The organism is Streptomyces sp. NPDC001617, assembly GCF_053596855.1.
In genome coordinates, this window is record NZ_JBSFHA010000007.1 from 142,944 (window position 1) to 160,821 (window position 17,878).

The 17,878-nt window shown below is 70.3% G+C and carries 15 protein-coding genes; 8 read left to right on the plus strand and 7 right to left on the minus strand.

Features of this window, described 5'->3' with window-relative positions; genetic code table 11:
* Positions 1-197 precede the first annotated feature (197 nt).
* From ACWC09_RS08405 to ACWC09_RS08415, 3 genes are all read left to right on the plus strand, one after another.
* Positions 198-749: a hypothetical protein gene (locus ACWC09_RS08405; RefSeq protein ID WP_450849755.1), complete on the plus strand. Its 552-nt coding sequence runs from the start codon at positions 198-200 to the stop codon at positions 747-749.
* Between the two features lie 271 nt (positions 750-1,020).
* The gene (locus ACWC09_RS08410) at positions 1,021-2,190 is read left to right on the plus strand and encodes a lactate 2-monooxygenase (RefSeq protein WP_450849756.1); all 1,170 of its coding nucleotides are present in this window, start codon (positions 1,021-1,023) and stop codon (positions 2,188-2,190) included.
* A complete protein-coding gene (locus ACWC09_RS08415) occupies positions 2,187-3,164 on the plus strand; it encodes a 2-hydroxyacid dehydrogenase (protein WP_450849757.1) in 978 nt (325 codons plus the stop codon). Before ACWC09_RS08410 ends, ACWC09_RS08415 begins: the two co-directional genes overlap by 4 nt.
* Before the next feature lie 60 nt (positions 3,165-3,224).
* Here ACWC09_RS08415 and ACWC09_RS08420 read toward each other — a convergent pair whose 3' ends face one another.
* The 3 genes from ACWC09_RS08420 to ACWC09_RS08430 form a co-directional block, all read right to left on the minus strand.
* On the minus strand, positions 3,225-4,814 hold the full coding sequence (locus ACWC09_RS08420; protein WP_450849758.1) for an RICIN domain-containing protein: 1,590 nt from the start codon (positions 4,812-4,814) through the stop codon (positions 3,225-3,227).
* A gap of 505 nt (positions 4,815-5,319) precedes the next feature.
* Complete coding sequence (locus tag ACWC09_RS08425; protein WP_030937712.1) at positions 5,320-5,697, minus strand: hypothetical protein; 378 nt, start codon at positions 5,695-5,697, stop codon at positions 5,320-5,322.
* A gap of 3 nt (positions 5,698-5,700) precedes the next feature.
* Entirely contained in the window at positions 5,701-5,946 is a 246-nt protein-coding gene (locus ACWC09_RS08430) for a hypothetical protein (protein ID WP_450849759.1), read from the minus strand.
* Positions 5,947-6,092: 146 nt separating this feature from the next.
* On the opposite strand from ACWC09_RS08430, the gene ACWC09_RS08435 reads away from it, so the two are divergent.
* The gene (locus ACWC09_RS08435; protein ID WP_450849760.1) at positions 6,093-6,584 is read left to right on the plus strand and encodes a methylated-DNA--[protein]-cysteine S-methyltransferase; all 492 of its coding nucleotides are present in this window, start codon (positions 6,093-6,095) and stop codon (positions 6,582-6,584) included.
* A gap of 14 nt (positions 6,585-6,598) precedes the next feature.
* A complete protein-coding gene (locus ACWC09_RS08440) occupies positions 6,599-7,321 on the plus strand; it encodes a 2OG-Fe(II) oxygenase (RefSeq protein ID WP_450849761.1) in 723 nt (240 codons plus the stop codon).
* On the opposite strand, the gene ACWC09_RS08445 is transcribed toward ACWC09_RS08440, so the two are convergent.
* Together ACWC09_RS08445 and ACWC09_RS08450 are read right to left on the minus strand one after the other, a co-directional pair.
* Positions 7,318-7,950, minus strand: a complete 633-nt coding sequence (locus ACWC09_RS08445) for a hemerythrin domain-containing protein (RefSeq protein ID WP_450849762.1) — start codon at positions 7,948-7,950, stop codon at positions 7,318-7,320. The two genes, ACWC09_RS08440 and ACWC09_RS08445, sit on opposite strands and share 4 nt — an antisense overlap.
* Positions 7,947-9,563, minus strand: a complete 1,617-nt coding sequence (locus ACWC09_RS08450) for a DHA2 family efflux MFS transporter permease subunit (RefSeq protein ID WP_450849763.1) — start codon at positions 9,561-9,563, stop codon at positions 7,947-7,949. The genes ACWC09_RS08445 and ACWC09_RS08450 overlap by 4 nt, the downstream gene beginning before the upstream one ends.
* A 168-nt stretch (positions 9,564-9,731) precedes the next feature.
* Between ACWC09_RS08450 and sigJ the strand changes: the two genes are divergently transcribed.
* Genes sigJ through ACWC09_RS08465 form a run of 3 tightly spaced genes read left to right on the plus strand, consistent with a single transcriptional unit; the run spans position 9,732 to position 12,689 of the window.
* Positions 9,732-10,649, plus strand: coding sequence for an RNA polymerase sigma factor SigJ (gene sigJ, locus ACWC09_RS08455; RefSeq protein WP_450849764.1), 918 nt, complete (start codon positions 9,732-9,734; stop codon positions 10,647-10,649).
* Positions 10,646-12,115, plus strand: coding sequence for a cytochrome bc1 complex cytochrome b subunit (gene qcrB, locus ACWC09_RS08460; RefSeq protein ID WP_450849765.1), 1,470 nt, complete (start codon positions 10,646-10,648; stop codon positions 12,113-12,115). The genes sigJ and qcrB overlap by 4 nt, the downstream gene beginning before the upstream one ends.
* Positions 12,116-12,173: 58 nt before the next feature.
* Positions 12,174-12,689, plus strand: a complete 516-nt coding sequence (locus tag ACWC09_RS08465; RefSeq protein WP_450849766.1) for a hypothetical protein — start codon at positions 12,174-12,176, stop codon at positions 12,687-12,689.
* Between the two features lie 7 nt (positions 12,690-12,696).
* Here the strand turns inward: ACWC09_RS08465 and ACWC09_RS08470 are convergent, their stop codons facing one another.
* Positions 12,697-14,940, minus strand: a complete 2,244-nt coding sequence (locus tag ACWC09_RS08470; protein WP_450849767.1) for a glycoside hydrolase family 9 protein — start codon at positions 14,938-14,940, stop codon at positions 12,697-12,699.
* Between the two features lie 178 nt (positions 14,941-15,118).
* A complete protein-coding gene (locus ACWC09_RS08475) occupies positions 15,119-17,875 on the minus strand; it encodes a bifunctional YncE family protein/alkaline phosphatase family protein (protein ID WP_450849768.1) in 2,757 nt (918 codons plus the stop codon).
* Positions 17,876-17,878: the final 3 nt, after the last annotated feature.

Below are 17,878 nucleotides of genomic sequence, written 5' to 3' on the forward strand. Positions count from 1 at the left end.
GCGTGTTGAATCAGTGGCGTGAAGTCACGGAATTCGCATGCGTGGCCCCCGGAACTGAGCGGTTCTTGATCGCCCGAAGCAGCCAAGTGGCTGGTTTCCACCGCTTCGTTAATAGGCCTGAAACATTCCGGTTGAGCTGTCGGCGGACTCCTCCACACCCCCTTGTGTTCATGAGCCGTCCGAGTAATCGTCATTACATGATTACGACAGAGCAGCATGAGAAGCTCCGCGGCTGGCTCACCGGCCGCCTGCCCGAGGACCTCTTCGAGGAACTGGCCGAGATCACGGTCGACCGCGAGGAGATCACCGTGATCGGCCGCATCCCCGCACCCCGGCTCGCCGAGGACGCCTCGGCCGCCGAGCGGGAGGCCGCGATACAGGGCCGGGTCCAGGAGTTCCGGGAGCGCACACGGGAGGCCCGGATCGAGGTGGCGCGCGAGGCCGAGCACCGGTTCCGCCGGAAGGTCTCCTGGGGCGTGGAGTGCGACGGCGAGCGCGCCCTGTTCACCCATGTCGCCGCGCCCGTGATGACCCGGCTGCGGCAGCCCGAGCGGCAGGTCCTGGACACCCTCATCGCCGGCGGGGTCGCCCGCAGCCGCAGCGACGCCCTCGCCTGGTGCGTCCGCCTGGTCCAGCGGCACACCGACGACTGGCTCACCGAGCTGCGGGAGTCCCTGGAACACGTCCAGCGGGTGCGGGCCCAGGGCCCGGACGCGGAGCCGGAGGACGCCCCGACGGACGACGCCTGATCGAGGATTCGCACACGCGCAGCGCGACCGATGGACGAACCGTCCTTTGGCGGAGGTTGCCTGCGCCCGTAAGGTCGGCCGGCCCGGACCGTCGAGACGCCGGCGCCGCCGATCACGGGCCCGGGTGCCACGTCCGAGGACGACGCCTCTCCCGAGCCGGCCCGCTGAAGGAGCCGATGCGCGGGTCCACCCCGGTGGACGGACCTGCGATTACTCGCAAGTATCGTCGGGGTGCGGCGCGTTCTCACCGACGAGAGGCGGGACCTTCCTCATGGCCAAGCACTGGGCGGACTTCCAGTACGAGATCTATCTGGGTGGGATGAACGGAACCGTGCCGCGTCTGCCCACCGATCTGACCCGGCTGGAGGAGCTGGCCGAGCACCGGCTGGGCCCCGGCCCAGTCGGCTACGTGGCGGGCAGCGCGGGCAACGGCAGCACGGCCCGCGCGAACCGGGCCGCCCTGGAACGCCGCAGGATCGTGCCGCGCATGCTGCGCGACGTGCACGAGCGGGACCTGTCGGTGGAGGTCCTCGGCCGCGCTCTCCCGGCCCCGCTCGCCCTGGCCCCGGTCGGCGTCCTGTCGATCATGCACCCGGACGCCGAATCCGCGGCCGCCCAGGCAGCCGCCGCCCAGGGCGTGCCGTACATCCTCTCCTCCGCGTCCAGCACGCCGATGGAGCAGGTCGCCGAGGCGATGGGCGACGCCGAGCGCTGGTTCCAGCTGTACTGGCCCAAGGACATCGAGGTGGCCCGCAGCTTCCTGAACCGGGCCAGGGCGGCCGGCTTCACGGCGCTGGTCGTCACGCTGGACACCCCTCTCCTGGCCTGGCGCCCCCGCGACCTCGACCAGGCGTACCTCCCCTTCCTGCACGGCGTCGGCACCGCCAACTACTTCTCCGACCCGGCCTTCCAGGCGGCCCTCGCCAAGCCGGTGCAGGAGGACCCGAACGCGGCCGTGCTGCACTTCGTCGGGATGTTCGCGGACCCCGCCAAGACCTGGCCGGACCTGGCGTTCCTGCGGGAGAACTGGGACGGTCCGATCGTCCTCAAGGGCGTCCTGCACCCGGACGACGCCCGCATGGCCGCCGACGCGGGCATGGACGGCGTGGTCGTCTCCAACCACGGCGGCCGTCAGGTGGCCGGTTCCGTCGCGGCCGCCGACGCACTCCCCCGGGTCGCCGAGGCGGTCGGCGACCGGCTGACCGTCCTCTTCGACAGCGGCATCCGCACCGGCGACGACATCTTCAAGGCACTCGCCCTCGGCGCGCAGGCGGTCCTCGTCGGACGCCCCTACGCGTACGGCCTCGGCCTGGACGGCCAGGCGGGTGTCGAGCACGTGATCCGCTGTCTGCTGGCCGAGCTGGACCTCACCCTCGCGCTCACCGGGCACGCCACCCCCACCACGATCGGCCCCGCCGACCTCATCGAGGAATCCGTATGAGCACCGCCCCCAAGAACGTCCTCGCCGTCATCGCCCCGCACGTGGGCGGCCGCACCGCCGGCGCCGGACTCGCCACGCTCCTCCCCGGCGACGCCAACGTCACCGTCGTGGAAGCAACTGACGAGAATCCGGCGGCGCTTCACGAGGCGCACGTCATCATCACGGCCCTGGCCCCGGTGACCGCCGAACACCTCACCGCCGCCCGGGAGTTGAGGCTGGTGCAGTGCGCGAGCCACGGCTTCGAGTACGTCGATGTCGAGGCGGCGCGCGGCCGGGGCGTCCAGGTCGCCACCATCGGCTCCAGCGACGCCGAGTCCCAGAACGTCGCCGAGCAGACCTTCGCCCTCATGCTCGCCCTGGCCAAGCAGCTGATCCCGGCCCACACCGCGCTCGTCGAGGCCGACTGGGCGCTGCCCCGCCTCCAGAGCTCCCTCACGGAACTGTCCGGCAAGACACTCGGCATCGTGGGCCTCGGCACCATCGGTCAGGAAGTGGCCCGGCGGGCGCTCGCGTTCGACATGAACATCGTCTACACCGGCCGCAACCGACTCCCGGAGGAGACGGAGGCCCGCCACGAAGCCCGCCACGTCCCCCTCGACGACCTCCTCCGCACCGCCGACTACGTCTCTCTGCACGCCCCTCTCACCGACGACACCCGCAATCTGCTGAACGCCGAACGCCTGGCGCTGCTCAAGCCGACGGCCTTCGTGATCAACACGGCGAGGGGCGCCCTCATCGACCAGGACGCCCTCGCGGACGCTCTGGAGAAGGGCGCCCTGGCCGGAGCGGGCATCGACGTCTTCGACCCCGAACCTCCCACTCCGGCCCTGCGCCTCCTCAGGGCCCCGAACGTGGTCCTGTCCCCGCATGTCGGCGGAGTCACGCGCGAGACCCTGATCCGCATCGCCCTGGCCGCCGTACAGAACGTGACCAGGTTCCTGACGGGCGGCCGGCCGGGCGATGTCGTGAACTAGCGGGTGGGCACGGCGCGCGTCCTGTGCCGGACAAGGGGCCCGGCACAGGACGCGGAGGTCTCAGGCGTCACGCACTCCCGGCCGCTCCGTCCCGGTGATCGACAGCGACCCCGGACTGGCCGATGCCACCGGATCGGTCAGCCATCGCTGGTCGTCCGACCCGTCCCGCACCTTGACGACGATGTCGGCATCCGCGCTCTCGGTCGTCACGGCCAGAGCCAGCTGCTCGTCCCACCGGGGCAACAACTCCCCCTGCACGGTCAGGTCGTAGCGCACGTCGTTGCGCCGCACGCCCTTGTCCCCCGCACACCTGCCGAGCACGACGACCCCGGCATCCACATGCGAGTCCAGACACAGGTCGGGGTCCGCCGCACTGCGCAGCAGCCCGTCGCTCTCGTACGACCACTCCTGCGTGGGCGCGCTCGAACACACCGCCAGCTCGGTCCCGGCCCCGATCCTGGCCGACCCCTTGATGTCGAGGCACAGGTCGGCCCCGGCGTTCCGCAGTCTCGACGTCCCCGGCGCGGTGGGGAGTTGGGCGGTACCCGGTGTCGACGCGGACCCGGGCGACGTACCGTCCGTCGCGCTCTTGGACGCGGTGGGATCGACCCCGTCGTCATGGGACCACAACCCGGCGACCAGGAAGGTGGCGATCAACCCGGCAGAGGCGACCCCCACCCCTGTCAGCACGGCCCGCGAGTTCCGCGGCACTCCCGGAGCGCGCCGACCGGGCAGCGGAATGCGCGGCAGGATCCGCGGCCGCCCTCCGCCGTGCCGGGCGGAACTCCGCGTACTCGGCGGCCGGCCCGCACCCCCGGCGCGTCCCGGGCGCGACTCCAGATACCGGCGTGCGCCCCACCCGAGCACCGCCTCGGCGAGAAGCACCCCCAACCCGCCCTCGAAATGACTCAGTTGTTCGGCGGCGAAACGGCAGTAGCGGCACTCGGCCAGATGCTGCTGCACATCGGGCAGCAGAGCACCACCCCGCCGAATCGGAACATCGAGGAGACGGTTGTAGAAGCGGCAATCCTTCGTCGGTGCGAGTTCCCGATGGGCATGTACACAACCCTCTCGGAATTTTTCACGCGCCTGTTCGAGCGCGGCCGACGCGGTGTCGGTATCCATGCCCAGCAGAGCGGCGGGTACGGTTATCGGCTCCGCCTCGACCTCGGTGTGCCAGAGCAAACACCGGGCGAGTCCGGGAAGGGCCTGGAATGACCGGTCGGCGAGCTTGCGGTTTTCGGGCGTCATGGACTTCGCGGAACGCATACCGCGGCCGCCGGAGGGTTTCTGCAACTCCGGCAGAACGGCGGATATCCGCTCCTCCGAAGACCAGACCCGGACCGTGTCGCGCACGGCAACCAGGAGCCGTGGGCGCAGGGCGACGGCGGGTTCGCCGAGCGCCAGCCGGTCGAGTACCTGGTGGAAGGCGGCCGAGGTCACCATGGAGGCGAGTTCGGCCGGCGAGGAGAGGCAGATGCCCGCGTAGTCGCGGGCCGGCTCCCAGTGCCGCGCCATGAGGAGCGCGACGGAATGGGAGACCTCGCCGTCGGTCCGGCCCCGGAGCCGGGCGGCGACGTTCTCGTCGGATTCTCCGGGCACCCCGTCGGCGGGCGGGTAAGGCGGACGAGGGGGGTGGGGGGTGGGCACTGAGCGGATTCCTTCCCACGCGCATAGGACACACAGGAGTGACGGCCGCCGAAAAGGCCCCCTGGTTGGTGCACACCTCTTGGACGGCAGGCGCGAGGAGCATGAATTCAGGTACGTCCATCCGCCCCGGCTCCCCCTGGATTGGGTGAACGAGACCCGGCCATTCCCCCGCACGGCTGGTTCACCCTTGCACAACACACTCATGACCAACAAGGCACTTGAGCAACATCCGCCTCTTTGAAAGAAAGTCAGATACGGCGGCAACTCGCCTCACCGGCATGAGCTTTCCTCATTCCATGCGCCCCGTGTGAAACAGGCGCACGCGCCGGAGCACCGCGCACGCTCCCGGCGCGCACCACCCCGTAGTGGACTGTGTACCGGCCCTTCTCGGAGGCCCCGCGCAGGACGGCGGCTCTCCTGCGCCGAACGGGCCGCCGACCTTGATCCTCCCGCCCTCGGTCGGCGGCCCAGAGGGCGGGTCGGCTTCCGTCCGGCTCGCCGGCCCTCAGATCTGCCAGGAGCGCAGGCGGTCGGCCGCGCCGTACACGTCGGCCTTGCCGGAGATCAGGTCGCGTGCGAGGTCGACCAGCGCGCCGTAGGGCGGGTCGATGCCGACGCCGCTGACGAACATGTAGGCCACGGCGGTCGCGCAGGCGAAGCGGGCGTTGGCCGCGGGCAGGGGCTTGAGCAGTGCGAGGGTGTGCAGCAGGGCCGCGGCCCGCCAGGCCGGGTCGGAGTCGACACCGAGGCGCGGCGGGTCGACGCGGTGGCGGGCGACTGCGGCGACCAGCGCCGAGAAGTCGTTGACGGTGGGCTGGTCCGGCAGAACCTCTTCGTGGCGCTGGAGCAGCCAGGGCACGTCGATGTGGATGACAGGTGCCATCGGTCAGGCGACCCGCCCTTCGCTCGCGCCCGCTGGTTCGTCGTCGGGGAAGGCCGCCGCGAACTCGTCGGCGTGGGCGGCGAAGAAGCGGCGGAACGCCTCTGCGCCTTCCTGCAGGGCCCGGTGCCGGGCTATGTCGGCGGCGGCGGCCTCGCGCACGAGCGCCTTCATCGACGTACCGCGTTCCTTGGCGATCTGCCGCAGGTCCTCGAGTTCGCGGTCGCTGAACTCCACATTCAGAGCTGGCATGCCTTCACGGTACCGCCGAGGTACTTACTCGTAAATACTCCCAGCTCACAGCGGATTTCAAGTGGTACCTGACAGGGTGTCCCGGCGTCGAGCTCCCTGTCCGATTCCCGCCGGTGCGAAGCCACGCCGGACACCAGACTGGAGCCATGACCCACTACACGAAGACCGGCAGCCCACTGGGCGAACTGCTTCTGGTCGGCGAGGGAGACGCCCTCGTCTCGCTGTCCCTGCCGGGGCAGCGCACCGCACCCACCGTCCGCCCGGACTGGGTGCGCGACGACGAGGCGTTCACCGAGGCCACCCGGCAGCTCTCGGCGTACTTCGCGGGCCGCCTCACCCACTTCGAGCTGAACCTCGCGCCGGACGGCACGGAGTTCCAGCAGCGGGTGTGGCGGACCCTGGACGACATCCCGTACGGCTCCACGACGACGTACGGGGAGCTCGCCGCGCGACTGGACGTGCCGCGCGCGGAGATCCGGGCCGTGGGTGCCGCGATCGGCGCCAATCCGCTGCTGATCGTGCGCCCGTGCCACCGGGTGATCGGCGCCGACGGCTCGATGCGCGGCTACGCGGGCGGCGTCGAGCGCAAGGTGCGGCTGCTCACGTACGAGGGTGCCCTGCAGCAGATGCTGGTGTGAAGGGAGGAGACGGTATGACGCTCACCCGGGCCCAGGCGCACAGGCGCGTCGACGGGACGGACTGGTCGGCGCTGACGGCCGCGTTGGATGTCCACGGCAGCGCGCCGACCGAGCGGCTGCTGACGCCCGCCGAGTGCCGTGACCTGGCCGCGCTGTACGAGAAGCCGGAGCTGTTCCGGACCACGGTCGACATGGCACGGCACCGGTTCGGCTCCGGCGAGTACCGGTACTTCACCCACGATCCGCCGGCCCCGGTGGCCGCCCTGCGCGCCGCCCTCTATCCGCGACTGCTGCCCGTCGCCCGGGACTGGGCGGCCCGACTCGGCCGCCCGGCGCCCTGGCCGGACTCCCTGGAGGAGTGGCTGGAGCGCTGTCACGCGGCCGGGCAGGACCGCTCGGCGCAGATCCTGCTGCGCTACACCGAGGGCGACTGGAACGCCCTGCACCGGGACGTCTTCGGCGAGATGCTCTTCCCGCTCCAGGTGGTGGTCGGCCTCGACGAGTACGGCACCGACTACACCGGCGGCGAGTTCCTGATGGTCGAGCAGCGGCCCAGGGCCCAGTCCCGGGGCACGGCGACCGCGCTCCGGCAGGGCCACGGGCTCGTGTTCACCACCCGGGACCGGCCGGTGCGCACCCAGCGCGGCTGGTCGGCCGGAGCGATGCGGCACGGTGTGAGCACCGTGCGCTCCGGACACCGGCACACGCTGGGCCTCGTCTTCCACGACGCGTCCTAGGCACCTGGCCGCGTGTCGGCGCCGGCCCACCACCCCTTGCGGCGGTAACTCGCCTCCCAGAACAGTCGGTTGAGCATCCGAACCGGCGGCGGCATGGCCCCCAGGAAGGCCGCGCGGTCCGCCGCCGGGGCGCCGTCGACGATCCACGGCACGAACACCGAGGCGCCGCGCAGACCTTGGGTCTCGCGGATGCGGCCGGTGAAGGCGGCCCAGTCCGCGGCCGTGAGGACCTGTTGCATCAACGGCAGCGCGCTGTCCTCCTCGTGCTTGAGATGGTCGTCGAGGGTCGCCGTCAACGCCCGTACGAGGTCGGGGAGTTCGGGCGCCCGGTCGGCCAAGGCTGTGTCCACGGCATCGAGCAGCGGGTCGATCCGGGAGTGCTCGGCCTCCATGTCGTCGAGCAGGGCGAGGTCGCGGGGGCGCCCGGCCGCCCGGTCCCTGACCCGCGGCCACAGGCCGCTGTCCTCGGCGGTGTGGTGGATGTGCAGTTGGCGCTTGAAGTTCTCCCAGCCGGCCCGGACACCGGGGGTGTCCGCGCGGCCGTCGGCCACGGCCTGGGCGAGGCGCTCCAGGTCGCGCCGGAAGGCGTCGTGCGAGGCGTACATGGCGGTGAAGTCGATGCCGCTCATCGGGTCGCTTCCTCCAGTTCGGTCCCCGTGACGGGCAGGGCGTGCGGAGGGGCGGTCGGGCCGCGATGACCGCGGACGGCGAGACAGGCGAGCGCTCCGGCCAGCAGCGCTGCGGCGGAGACGTACACGGCGGGGCCCATGGCGTCGACGAAGCCGTGCCCGAAGACCTGGCCACCGAGGACGCGCATGCGCTCGGCGACGTCCTGGGGCACTCCGTGGGGCGCAGCACCACCCTGCTGTCGGGCGCCGACGTCGGACTCCGCCCGGGAGAAGGCGGCGACGAAGGAGTCCCGGTACGCGGTGGGCAGCCGACCGGCGCTCTCGCGCGCCCGGTCCGTCAGCGCGGAGGCCAGCTGGTTCTGCAGCACCGCGCCCACAACGGCGCCCGCGAGCACCGATCCGACCTGCCGGAGCGCGTTGGTGACGCCGGACGCCGCTCCGGCCAGCGGGGCCGGGACCGAGCGCATGACCTCGGTGGCCATGGGGGCGAAGGTGCAGCCGACCCCGAGGCCGGTGAGCAGGAGCGGGAAGGCGATGCTCGGCCACCCCGATCCGACGTCCGCGACACTCACCACCCAGATCAGCCCGCCCGCCCAGGCGAGCAGCCCGCTCATCAGGATGTACCTGCCGCCGATGCGGTCGGCGAGCGTTCCGGCGGGCCCCGCCGTCACGAAGGAGCCGATCGCCACCGGCAGCAGCACCAGGCCGGACTTCAGGGCGCTGAACCCGAGCACGGACTGCAGATAGATCGTGAGCGGCAGGAACATCCCCACGACACCGAAGGCCACCGTGACGCCGACGAGGTTGACGAGGGTGAAGTTGCGGTCCCGGAAGAGCGAGAACGGCACCAGGGGCTCATCGTTCTGCTGTCCGCGCTCATGCAGCAGGAAGCCGGCGAACAGGACGGCGGCCAGGGTGAACAGGCTCCAGATCCAGCGGTTCCAGTCGTAGCGCCGGCCCTCGGTCAGGGCAAAGGCCAGGCAGAACAGGGCAGTCGAGGCGAGCAGCACGCCGAAGGTGTCGAAGCGGTGCCGTACGGTGCGCCGGGCGCCGGGGATGATCGCGAAGGTCATCACCAGGACGACCGCCCCGATCGGCAGGTTGACGTAGAAGATCCACCGCCAGCTCAGATGGGTGATCAGCGCCCCGCCGAGGATCGGGCCGAGTGCGCCGGACACGCCCGCGACGGTGCCCCAGATACCCATCGCGACACCGCGCCGGTCGGCCGGGAACACCTCGGTGATGATCGACAGGGTCTGCGGCATGAGCAGCGCCGCGCCCATGCCCTGCACCGCCCGGAAGGCGATGAGCTGGGCCGGGTCCCGGGCGAGGCCGCAGGCGAGGCTCGCGAGGGTGAAGAGGGCGACTCCGGCGGCGAAGAGGTTGCGTTTGCCGCGCAGATCGCCGAGGCGTCCGCCGGTGATCAGCAGGACGGCCAGCGCCAGGGTGTAGGCGTTGACGACCCAGAGGATCTCGTCGAGGGACGCGTTCAGGTCCTCGCCCAGGTTGGGGATCGCGATGTTCACGATCGTCAGGTCGAGGAGGGTCATGAAGAACCCGAGGGAGAGGGTGATCAGGATCGCCCACGGGTTGCCGTGCCATTTCTTGAACACGATGTCGGTCTCCTTGCGTCGGACTCGCGTTCAAGAGGGACGGGCGGGCACGGAGTGTGACGCGACCGGGAATTGCTGAGACCTACGTCACAAATCGACCGTGCTATGTCACATTCCACTGCCTCCCAGGGCTCGAAGTAGAGAGCACGCCCACGGGGAGGCCCACACATGCCGGAAAGCTCGACAAGCCCTGTCACCGACGAGGCGACCGATGTCTTCTTGAACCATCGGGAGCTGCTGTTCGGCCTCGTCTACAACATGCTCGGCACCGTCGCCGACACCGAGGACGTGCTCCAGGATTCCTGGCTGTCCTGGACCGGCCGGGGCCCGGACGGGATCGCCAACCCGCGCGCCTACCTGGTCCGCATCGCCGTCAACCACGCGCTCCAACGGCAGGCCTCGATCACCCGCCGTCGCGAGACATACGTGGGCCCGTGGCTGCCCGAACCCCTGGTCGCCGACGACACGGGCGCCGAGGACCCGGCGCTGCGCACCGAGTCCGTGTCGCTGGCGATGCTGGTGGTCCTGGAGTCGCTGACCCCGCTGGAACGCGCGGTGTTCGTGCTCAACGAGGTGTTCGGGTACGCCCACACCGAGATCGCGGACATCATCGACCGCACCCCGGCGGCCGTACGACAGCTCGCCCACCGCGCGCGGGCCCATGTGCACGCACGCCGACCGCTGTACCGGGCGCATCCCCGGGTCCGCAGGGAGGCGACCGAGCGGTTCGTGCGGGCCGCGCTCGGCGGGGACATCGCGGCGCTGATGCAGATCCTCGCGCCGGACGTCACGGTGTGGGCGGACGGCGGCGGCAAGCGCAAGCCCGCGGGGCTCAGGCCGGTGCACGGCCGGGACAACGCGGCCCGCGTCATCAGCTTCTACGCGGCCCGGCGCGGCGCACAGCAGATGGACCTGCACTACCGGCGCGTCAACGGCGACGAGGCGGCGGTGCTGTTCCAGGGCGACACCGCGTTCGCGGTCATGGTCATGGACCTCACGCCGGAGGGCGACCGCATCAACGGGGTCTACATCGTCAGCAACCCCGACAAGCTCACGCACGTGCACAAGGACGAGGAGGAGGAGTGACCGCCACTCGGACCCCGGGCAGGGGCGAGCGGGTCGCCGACTGGCTCGACGGCCGGCTCGGCATCCACACGCTCGGCCGGAAGTACCTGCGCAAGGTCTTCCCGGACCACTGGTCTTTCCTGCTGGGCGAGATCTGCCTGTACAGCTTCGTCGTCCTGATCCTGACCGGCGTCTACCTCACCCTCTTCTTCCATCCGTCGATGAACGAGGTGACATACCACGGCAGTTACGTCCCCCTCAACGGCGTCCGCATGTCCGAGGCGTACGCCTCCACGCTCCACATCAGCTTCGACGTACGCGGCGGGCTGCTGATCCGACAGCTGCACCACTGGGCGGCGTTGGTCTTCGTGGCCGCCATGCTCACGCACATGATGCGGCACTTCTTCACGGGCTCGTTCCGCAAACCCCGTGAGATCAACTGGGTGTTCGGCTGGTTGCTGCTGTTCCTGGGCCTGTTCGAGGGGCTGTTCGGCTACTCACTCCCCGACGACCTGCTGTCGGGCACGGGCCTGCGCTTCGTCAACGGCGCGCTGCTGTCGGTCCCGATCGTCGGAACGTATCTCTCGATGTTCCTCTTCGGCGGCCAGTTCCCCGGCCACGACATCGTGTCCCGCTTCTACTCTCTGCACGTCCTGCTCATCCCCGGTGTCATGGCCGCGCTCGTCGTCGCGCACCTCATCCTGGTCGTCCACCACAAGCACACCCAGTTCGCGGGGCCCGGGCGGACCGAACGCAACGTCATAGGCACCCCGTTCATGCCGGTGTACCTGGCGAAGGCGGGCGGTTTCTTCTTCCTGGTCTTCGGCATGCTCTCCCTCGTCGCGGCGGTGGCGACCATCAACCCCGTCTGGGTGTACGGCCCCTTCCGCCCCGACCAGGTGTCGACGGGCGCCCAGCCCGACTGGTACCTGGGCTTCGCGGAGGGGCTGGTGCGGGTGATGCCGGGGTGGGAGATCGACCTCTGGGGCCACACCCTGGTGCTGGGCGTGCTGATCCCGGTCGTGGTCTTCCCGCTGCTCCTCGTCTTCATCGGGGTCTACCCGTTCCTGGAGGCGCGGGTGACGGGCGACAAACGCGAACACCACCTCCTCGACCGTCCCCGCAACCGCCCGGTCCGCACGGCGATCGGCGCGGCCTGGATCAGCCTCTACCTGATCCTGCTGGCGGGCGGCGGCAACGACATCGTGGCGACCCGCCTCCACTTGTCCATCAACACCGTCACCTGGACGGTCCGCGTAGCCGTCTTCGTCCTGCCGACGGTCGTGTTCGTCGTCACCCGCCGTATCTGCCTCGGCCTCCAACTCCGGGACAGGGAGCTGGTGTTGCACGGCCGGGAGACCGGCGTGATCAAGCGAATGCCGCACGGTGAGTACGTCGAGGTGCACCAGCCGCTCAGCCAGGCCGAGTTGCACACGCTGACCGCGCACCGGCGACCCCGGGAACTCGTGGAGCACGAGCAGCAGTGACGCGGCAGGGCGACGCAACCGCGATGCCCGGCCGGGCTGTCTCCCCCACCAACACAACGTGGGGGAGGCACCGATGGCCATGGTCGGGCTGTTCTGGTTCACCGAGGACTGTGTGTACGTGGGGGCCGAGGCCGTCGGTGCCGCGCCGGGGGTCAGGCTGACGGAGGCCGGCGTCGAGACCCTCGGCGTCGACCACGGCTCGTCCTGGGGCTGGGAGAAGGTGCGGCGCGTCGAGGCCGCCGACGTCGCCGTGCGCTCCGCCGGACGGCGGCTGGCTTCCCTGGCCCTGGACTCGGTGGTCGTCCTGGTGAGCGGTGACGGCATACTCCCGCCGGCCTTCACGGTGCGGGTGGACACCACCGACGGAACGGAGGAGGTGAGCGTCTTCTCCCCCGCCGTCGGCGGCATCTACACGCCGGTCGAGTACGACCTCTCCCGCGCCGTCCTGGAGCGGCTCACCGACGGCGGCTCGACCGTCGGTGAGCTGCTCGCCTGGGGCCGCCGGCACGCCGCGGACGGCACCCCGCGCCGCGAGGAGCGCGAGGTGCTGCTGCGCCGATGGGCCTACTCCTGAGCGGTGTTCAGCCCTGGTCCGCCACGAAGGACGCCATCCTGGCCAGGGCCGCGTTCCAGTTGATCGCGGTCTCGTTCGTGGACCAGGACTGAATGTCGTCGATGTAGCAGAACTGGCCGACACAGCCCTGGAGTTTGCTCTGTGCGTAGGGGTCCTGGATGGATGAGTTCGGTCCGCCCGAGAGGGTTCCGTGCGGCGGGGCGGGCAGGTTGGGGTCGAGTTCGTGGGCGTACCAACGGCTGTGCTGGTTGTGGGAGTTGACCGCGCCGTATCCGGTGACGTACGAGATGTTCAGGGCGTTGCGGCCGAGGATGTAGTCCATGCCCTGGACCGCGCCGTCCCGGTACTTGGAGGCGCCGGTGATGTCGTACGCCGTCGCCAGGACGACCCCGTTGTTGAGGATCTGGTGGTTGGAGCCCCAGTCGTAGACGTTGTCGACGGGCGCGTACGGCATGCCGTACGGCTGTGAGGTCAGCGTGGCCAGGTAGCGGTCGGCGCCCTTGACGACGGACTGGCGGATCGTGTCGCGGCCGGGGAGTCTGCTGGGCACGGTCGCGAGATCGAGCCGGCCCGCCGCTGCCGTCCGCCCCCAGTCGAAGCCGAGGGGGCCGAAGATGTCGGCCGTGTTCACCGGGGAACCCAGGACGTAGTCCGCGAACTGCTTCTCCCCCGTGGTGAGATACAGCTCCGCCGCCGCCCAGTAGAACTCGTCGGTCGCGTTGGTGTCGTCGTAGGTGCCCCCTCCGGTGCCGTCGGCGGACGAGGCGTACAGGGTGGGATGGGCGAGCGCCGCGGACCAGGCCTTGCGGGCGGCCGTGAGGGCCTTGGCGGCGAAGGCGTGGTCGTAGGGGCGGTAGAGACGGGCCGCCTGGGCCGCCGTCGCGGCCAGGTTGAGGGTGGCCTGGGTGGACGGCGGGTGCAGTTCGCGCTTCTGCGGGTCGTCGCTGGGCAGCAGCGGCAGGCCGGTCCACTGGGCGTCGTGGATCTTGTGATGGGCCATGCCGGCCAGCGGCTGCCCGTCGGGCACCTGCATCTTCAGCAGGAACTCCAGCTCCCAGCGGGCCTCGTCGAGGATGTCGGGCACCTTGTTGCCGCTCTCCGGGATGGCCAGCGTGCCGTCGCGCAGCTTCTCCGACTCCCCCGTACGGGCGAGCAGTTCGCGCTCGTAGGTGCTCAGCAGCTCCCACGTGGCGATGCCCCCGTTGACGACGTACTTGCCGTGGTCTCCCGCGTCGTACCAGCCGCCGGTGACGTCGAGGCTGTAGTCGCAGACGCCCGGCTGGCACGGGACGTCGCCATCGCCCTGGTTCGGGGCCACGTCGAGATGTCCGGCGGCGCGGCCGTACCCAGGACGCAGGTCGTCGCGGATCGCGATGCCGCTGCGCTGCGTGTAGTAGTACTTGAGCGAGTCGAGCCGCAGCTGCTCGTAGTCTCCCGTGCCGATGTCGAACGGGCGGCTGGTCTCCCCGTCGGCCACCAGCGTGAAGCCCTTGCCCGGCCTGCGATAGCCGCCGAAGTCGATCGAGTGGACGTTCTGCCCGGAGGAGACGTCGACCCCACGCGGCACGGTCCAGCCGTGAGCCACCGTCGTGCCGTCCGAATTCCGCAGCTGCCAGGGCACCTTGGTGGTGGCGTCGGTGACCAGAGTGGCGTTCTTCGGGCCGGAGGGCAGATAGGCGACCTGGTTCACGCGCACCCGTGGGCCGGTGTCCGGCTCGTAGACCTCGGGCGGCACACCGCCCAGCAGCGAGGCGTCGTCCATGCAGAACTTCCAGGCGTCCGCGCTCCCACCGGCCTGGAAGGCGACCTGGCCCTGGGTGGTGTCGACGGGCGAGGTGAAGGTGTACGAGTAGGTGTCCCCGGAGACGCTGAGCTGCGGGCTCACCTCGAAGTAGGTGTCGTACGGCGAGACTTGGAGCCCGACGACCGCCCGCACCACATGTCCCTCGGGCGAACCGGACGCCTTGAAGCTGAACCTGTACGACTCCCCCTTCACCAGGGTGACGTCGTTCTGGCCGACGGCCGCGTCCCACCGGTTGGTGGTGCCGCCCGGCACCTCCGCGCAGAGCTGTCCGTCCGTCAGGCCCGCGGTGACGTTGCTGGTCGTCCACCAGGGGGCGGTGGTGGTGTCGAAGGTGCCGTTCCTGAGCTGCTCGACCTCGTCGGCGGCGGCCGAACCCGCGGGCAGCGCGGTGAGGCCGGCCGACAGGAGGGCCAGCAGGGCGAGCAGGGTGGTTCTGCGTCGGTTCACGTCTGGGCTCCTCTAGGAGGTGGGGGCGCACGACAGTGTGGCGCTTGCGATGGGAGCGCTCCCAGATGCGGACGCAGGCCATGCTGTTCGAGACATGACATTCCGTCAACGGTTCGCACAGAAAGGGCCCCCGGCGGGCAGCGACGCCGACCGGGGACCCTTGTGCGATCAGGTCAGGTCAGCCGTCGGAGTCCGGCGACGGGAGGTAGGCGCCGGGTACGTCGCCCGGCGCGTACACCTTCTTGTCGCCGGGGTACGGCTTGGTGAAGTTGTGCGTCTGGTACCAGGTGTAGCGGTTCATCTGCTCGGGGTTGGCGTAGTCGGGCACCGCGTGCGGGCCCGTGAGCCGCTGGTGCGAGGCCCAGGCCTTCCACTCCGCCGCGAGGTCCTGCTGGGCCTCCGGGACCGCGGTGGACGTCGGCGCCGCCGCTGCCTTCTTGTCCTGCGGCGCCGGGGTGTCCGAGCCGCAGGAGGGCTGCGGGCTCACGCCGAGGGTCAGCGAGGTGCGGTTGGGCTGCGCCGTGAACGGTGCGTCGTCCGGCTTCAGGGAGAACGCCCCGTACATCGGCGTGGCCGCGCTGTCGAGCTGGTTCATCGGGTGGACCCCGAGGATCTGCTCGATGGTGCGGACCATCGTGATCTGCGAGTAGTAGTGGTTGTCCACGGTGCCGTGCTGGGCGTACGGGCTGATGATCTGGACCGGGGCACGGTGGCCGTCGATGTGGTCGAGGCCGTTCTGGGAGTCGTCCTCGACGACGAAGATCGCCGAGTCCTTCCAGTACTTGCTGTGCGAGATCTCGTCGACCATCCGGCCGACCGCGAGGTCGTTGTCGGCGACCTCGGCGGCCGCGTTCGCCGGGCCGCCGGTGTGGTCGTTGGAGAACCAGAACATGTTCAGGTTCGCCGGGCCGTTCTTCTCGAAGTCCTGCTGCCAGATCTGTTCCTTGTAGATGTCCGGCACATCGAGGTCGAACATCGGGAAGCCCTGCACCGACACCTTGTTGAGCGAGGGGATCGCCGAGCCGGTCTGGATGGGGTACTGGGTCTGCGCCCCGGTCGCGGCCATGTTCTTGCTGTCGCAGTACAGGTTCTGCCAGGTCGCGCCGGCCGGCTTGCTCTCGAAGGACTGGAACTCGCCGAAGTCCTTGACCGACTTGCCGGCTGCCTGTGCTCCGGTCCAGATGAAGCCCGTCTTCTGGTGGCCGAGCACGTCGTTCTCGGTGTCGTAGCTGCGCTGGTACTCACCGGCCGAGGACTCGGTGTACTCCGGGTTGTCGGACTGCATCAGCCAGTTGTGGCCCTCGGCGGAGTTCGTGCCGACGTCGTAGAAGTTGTCGTAGAGCCCGAACTGCTCGGCCAGCGCGTGCTGGTTGGGTGTCACGTTCTCGCCGAAGGTGGTGACCGACGGGTCGCCGTCGCCCTGGGGCAGATCGCCGTAGACCTGGTCGTAGGTGCGGTTCTCCTTGACGAGCAGGAAGACGTGCTTGATCGTCGACGGGTCGCCGAGCCGCAGCGGGACCGGCAGCGCCGGCGCGTGGCCCTTGGCCTTGGCCGTGGTGACCGAGCCGGGCGTCCAGCCGTTCTGCTGGAAGACCTTGGCCGTCTGGGACCTGATGACGCCGTCGTCAGGCAGCGTGAACTGCGTCAGGCTCGACGTCGTGTCGTGGGTGTTGTGGCCGGCTGCGGTGGTGGGGCGGCGGGCGTCGATGCCACGGGTGTTGGAGACGACCACGTTCTTGCCGACGGTCGTGATCTGTGAGGGGAAGTAGTCCGTGGGGAGCATGCCGATGTAGCGGGCCGGCTGCTGCGGGGAGGTGTAGCGGTAGACGGCGACGGCGTTGGCGCGGCCGAGCGTCACCAGCAGGCGGTTGTCGTCGGTAAGCGTCACCGCGTCGGGCTCGTAGCCGACCGAGGCCTCGGGCCACGGCTGGGTGGCGATGGTCTGGACGACCTTGTCGTGGGCGGTGCTGATGACCGACACGGTGTTGTCGGCGGTGTTGGTGACGAACACCGCGCCCTTCTTGGCGTACACGGCGGTCGGGTGCAGGCCGACGTCGATGCTGCCGACGGCGGCCGAGGGGTCCGCCGTGTCGATGACGCTGACCGTGCCGCTGGTGGCGGCGCCGGTGTCCGGGTCGGCCGGGACGTCGGTGCCGTAGGAGTTCATGGTGGTGTCGCCGGCCTTGGCCGGGCGGCCGCCCTCGTTGCTGACGTACAGCTTGTCGCCGACCAGGGCGATGCCCCGGGGGGCGGTGCCGACCACCCAGCTCCGCTGGACGGTTCCGGTCGCCGCGTCGATGGCGACCACCCGGTTCTGGCCGTTGACCGCGGAGTACACGGTGGAGCCGTCGGCCGAGAACACCGCAGCACCCACGAGCGCGTGCTTGGTGCCGTCGGCCGGGAGGGAGACGGTCACCGGGTTGGACAGGGTGCCGTCCGCGCCCACGGTGAACTTGGTGTAGCCGTCGGTCTGGCCGAGCCACAGTTGCGTGCCGTCGGGCGAGTACGTCGGGCCCTCCTGGCCGACGGAGGCGCTCTTGATGCGCAGGTCGTCCGCCGCGTTGGTGCCGACCTTCTGCTTCACCTGTCCGGTCGCGAGGTCCATGATCACCAGCGCCGCGTCGCCGTCGGCGGCCGAGGCCGCGAGGTGGCTGCCGTCCGGGCTGACCGTCGAGGACATGATCTTGCCGTCGTTGATCACGGTCCGGCTGCCGTACGGCTTGATGTACTGGTCGCTGGGGAGGACCTGCCCACGGGCGGTCTCCTGGGCGACCTGCTGGGTGCCGAACTGCCAGGTCGAGGCGACCGCGGTGCCCGTGACGCCGAGGGCGACCGCGATGCCCGCCGTGACCAGCAGGGCGCGGCGGCCGACGCGTCTGCCGAAAAGGTTGACCTGCTCCTTCTCGTTCACCCGGCGCTGCCGTATTACCTGCATGGA

What these genes read in the sequence shown, in the direction of transcription:
- ACWC09_RS08405 (WP_450849755.1), top strand. Translation starts at nt 198, where the DNA reads ATGATTACGACAGAGCAGCATGAGAAGCTCCGCGGCTGGCTCACCGGC.
- ACWC09_RS08410 (WP_450849756.1), top strand. Translation starts at nt 1,021, where the DNA reads ATGGCCAAGCACTGGGCGGACTTCCAGTACGAGATCTATCTGGGTGGG.
- ACWC09_RS08415 (WP_450849757.1), top strand. Translation starts at nt 2,187, where the DNA reads ATGAGCACCGCCCCCAAGAACGTCCTCGCCGTCATCGCCCCGCACGTG.
- ACWC09_RS08425 (WP_030937712.1), bottom strand. Translation starts at nt 5,697, where the DNA reads ATGGCACCTGTCATCCACATCGACGTGCCCTGGCTGCTCCAGCGCCAC.
- ACWC09_RS08430 (WP_450849759.1), bottom strand. Translation starts at nt 5,946, where the DNA reads ATGCCAGCTCTGAATGTGGAGTTCAGCGACCGCGAACTCGAGGACCTG.
- ACWC09_RS08435 (WP_450849760.1), top strand. Translation starts at nt 6,093, where the DNA reads ATGACCCACTACACGAAGACCGGCAGCCCACTGGGCGAACTGCTTCTG.
- ACWC09_RS08440 (WP_450849761.1), top strand. Translation starts at nt 6,599, where the DNA reads ATGACGCTCACCCGGGCCCAGGCGCACAGGCGCGTCGACGGGACGGAC.
- ACWC09_RS08445 (WP_450849762.1), bottom strand. Translation starts at nt 7,950, where the DNA reads ATGAGCGGCATCGACTTCACCGCCATGTACGCCTCGCACGACGCCTTC.
- sigJ (WP_450849764.1), top strand. Translation starts at nt 9,732, where the DNA reads ATGCCGGAAAGCTCGACAAGCCCTGTCACCGACGAGGCGACCGATGTC.
- ACWC09_RS08475 (WP_450849768.1), bottom strand. Translation starts at nt 17,875, where the DNA reads ATGCAGGTAATACGGCAGCGCCGGGTGAACGAGAAGGAGCAGGTCAAC.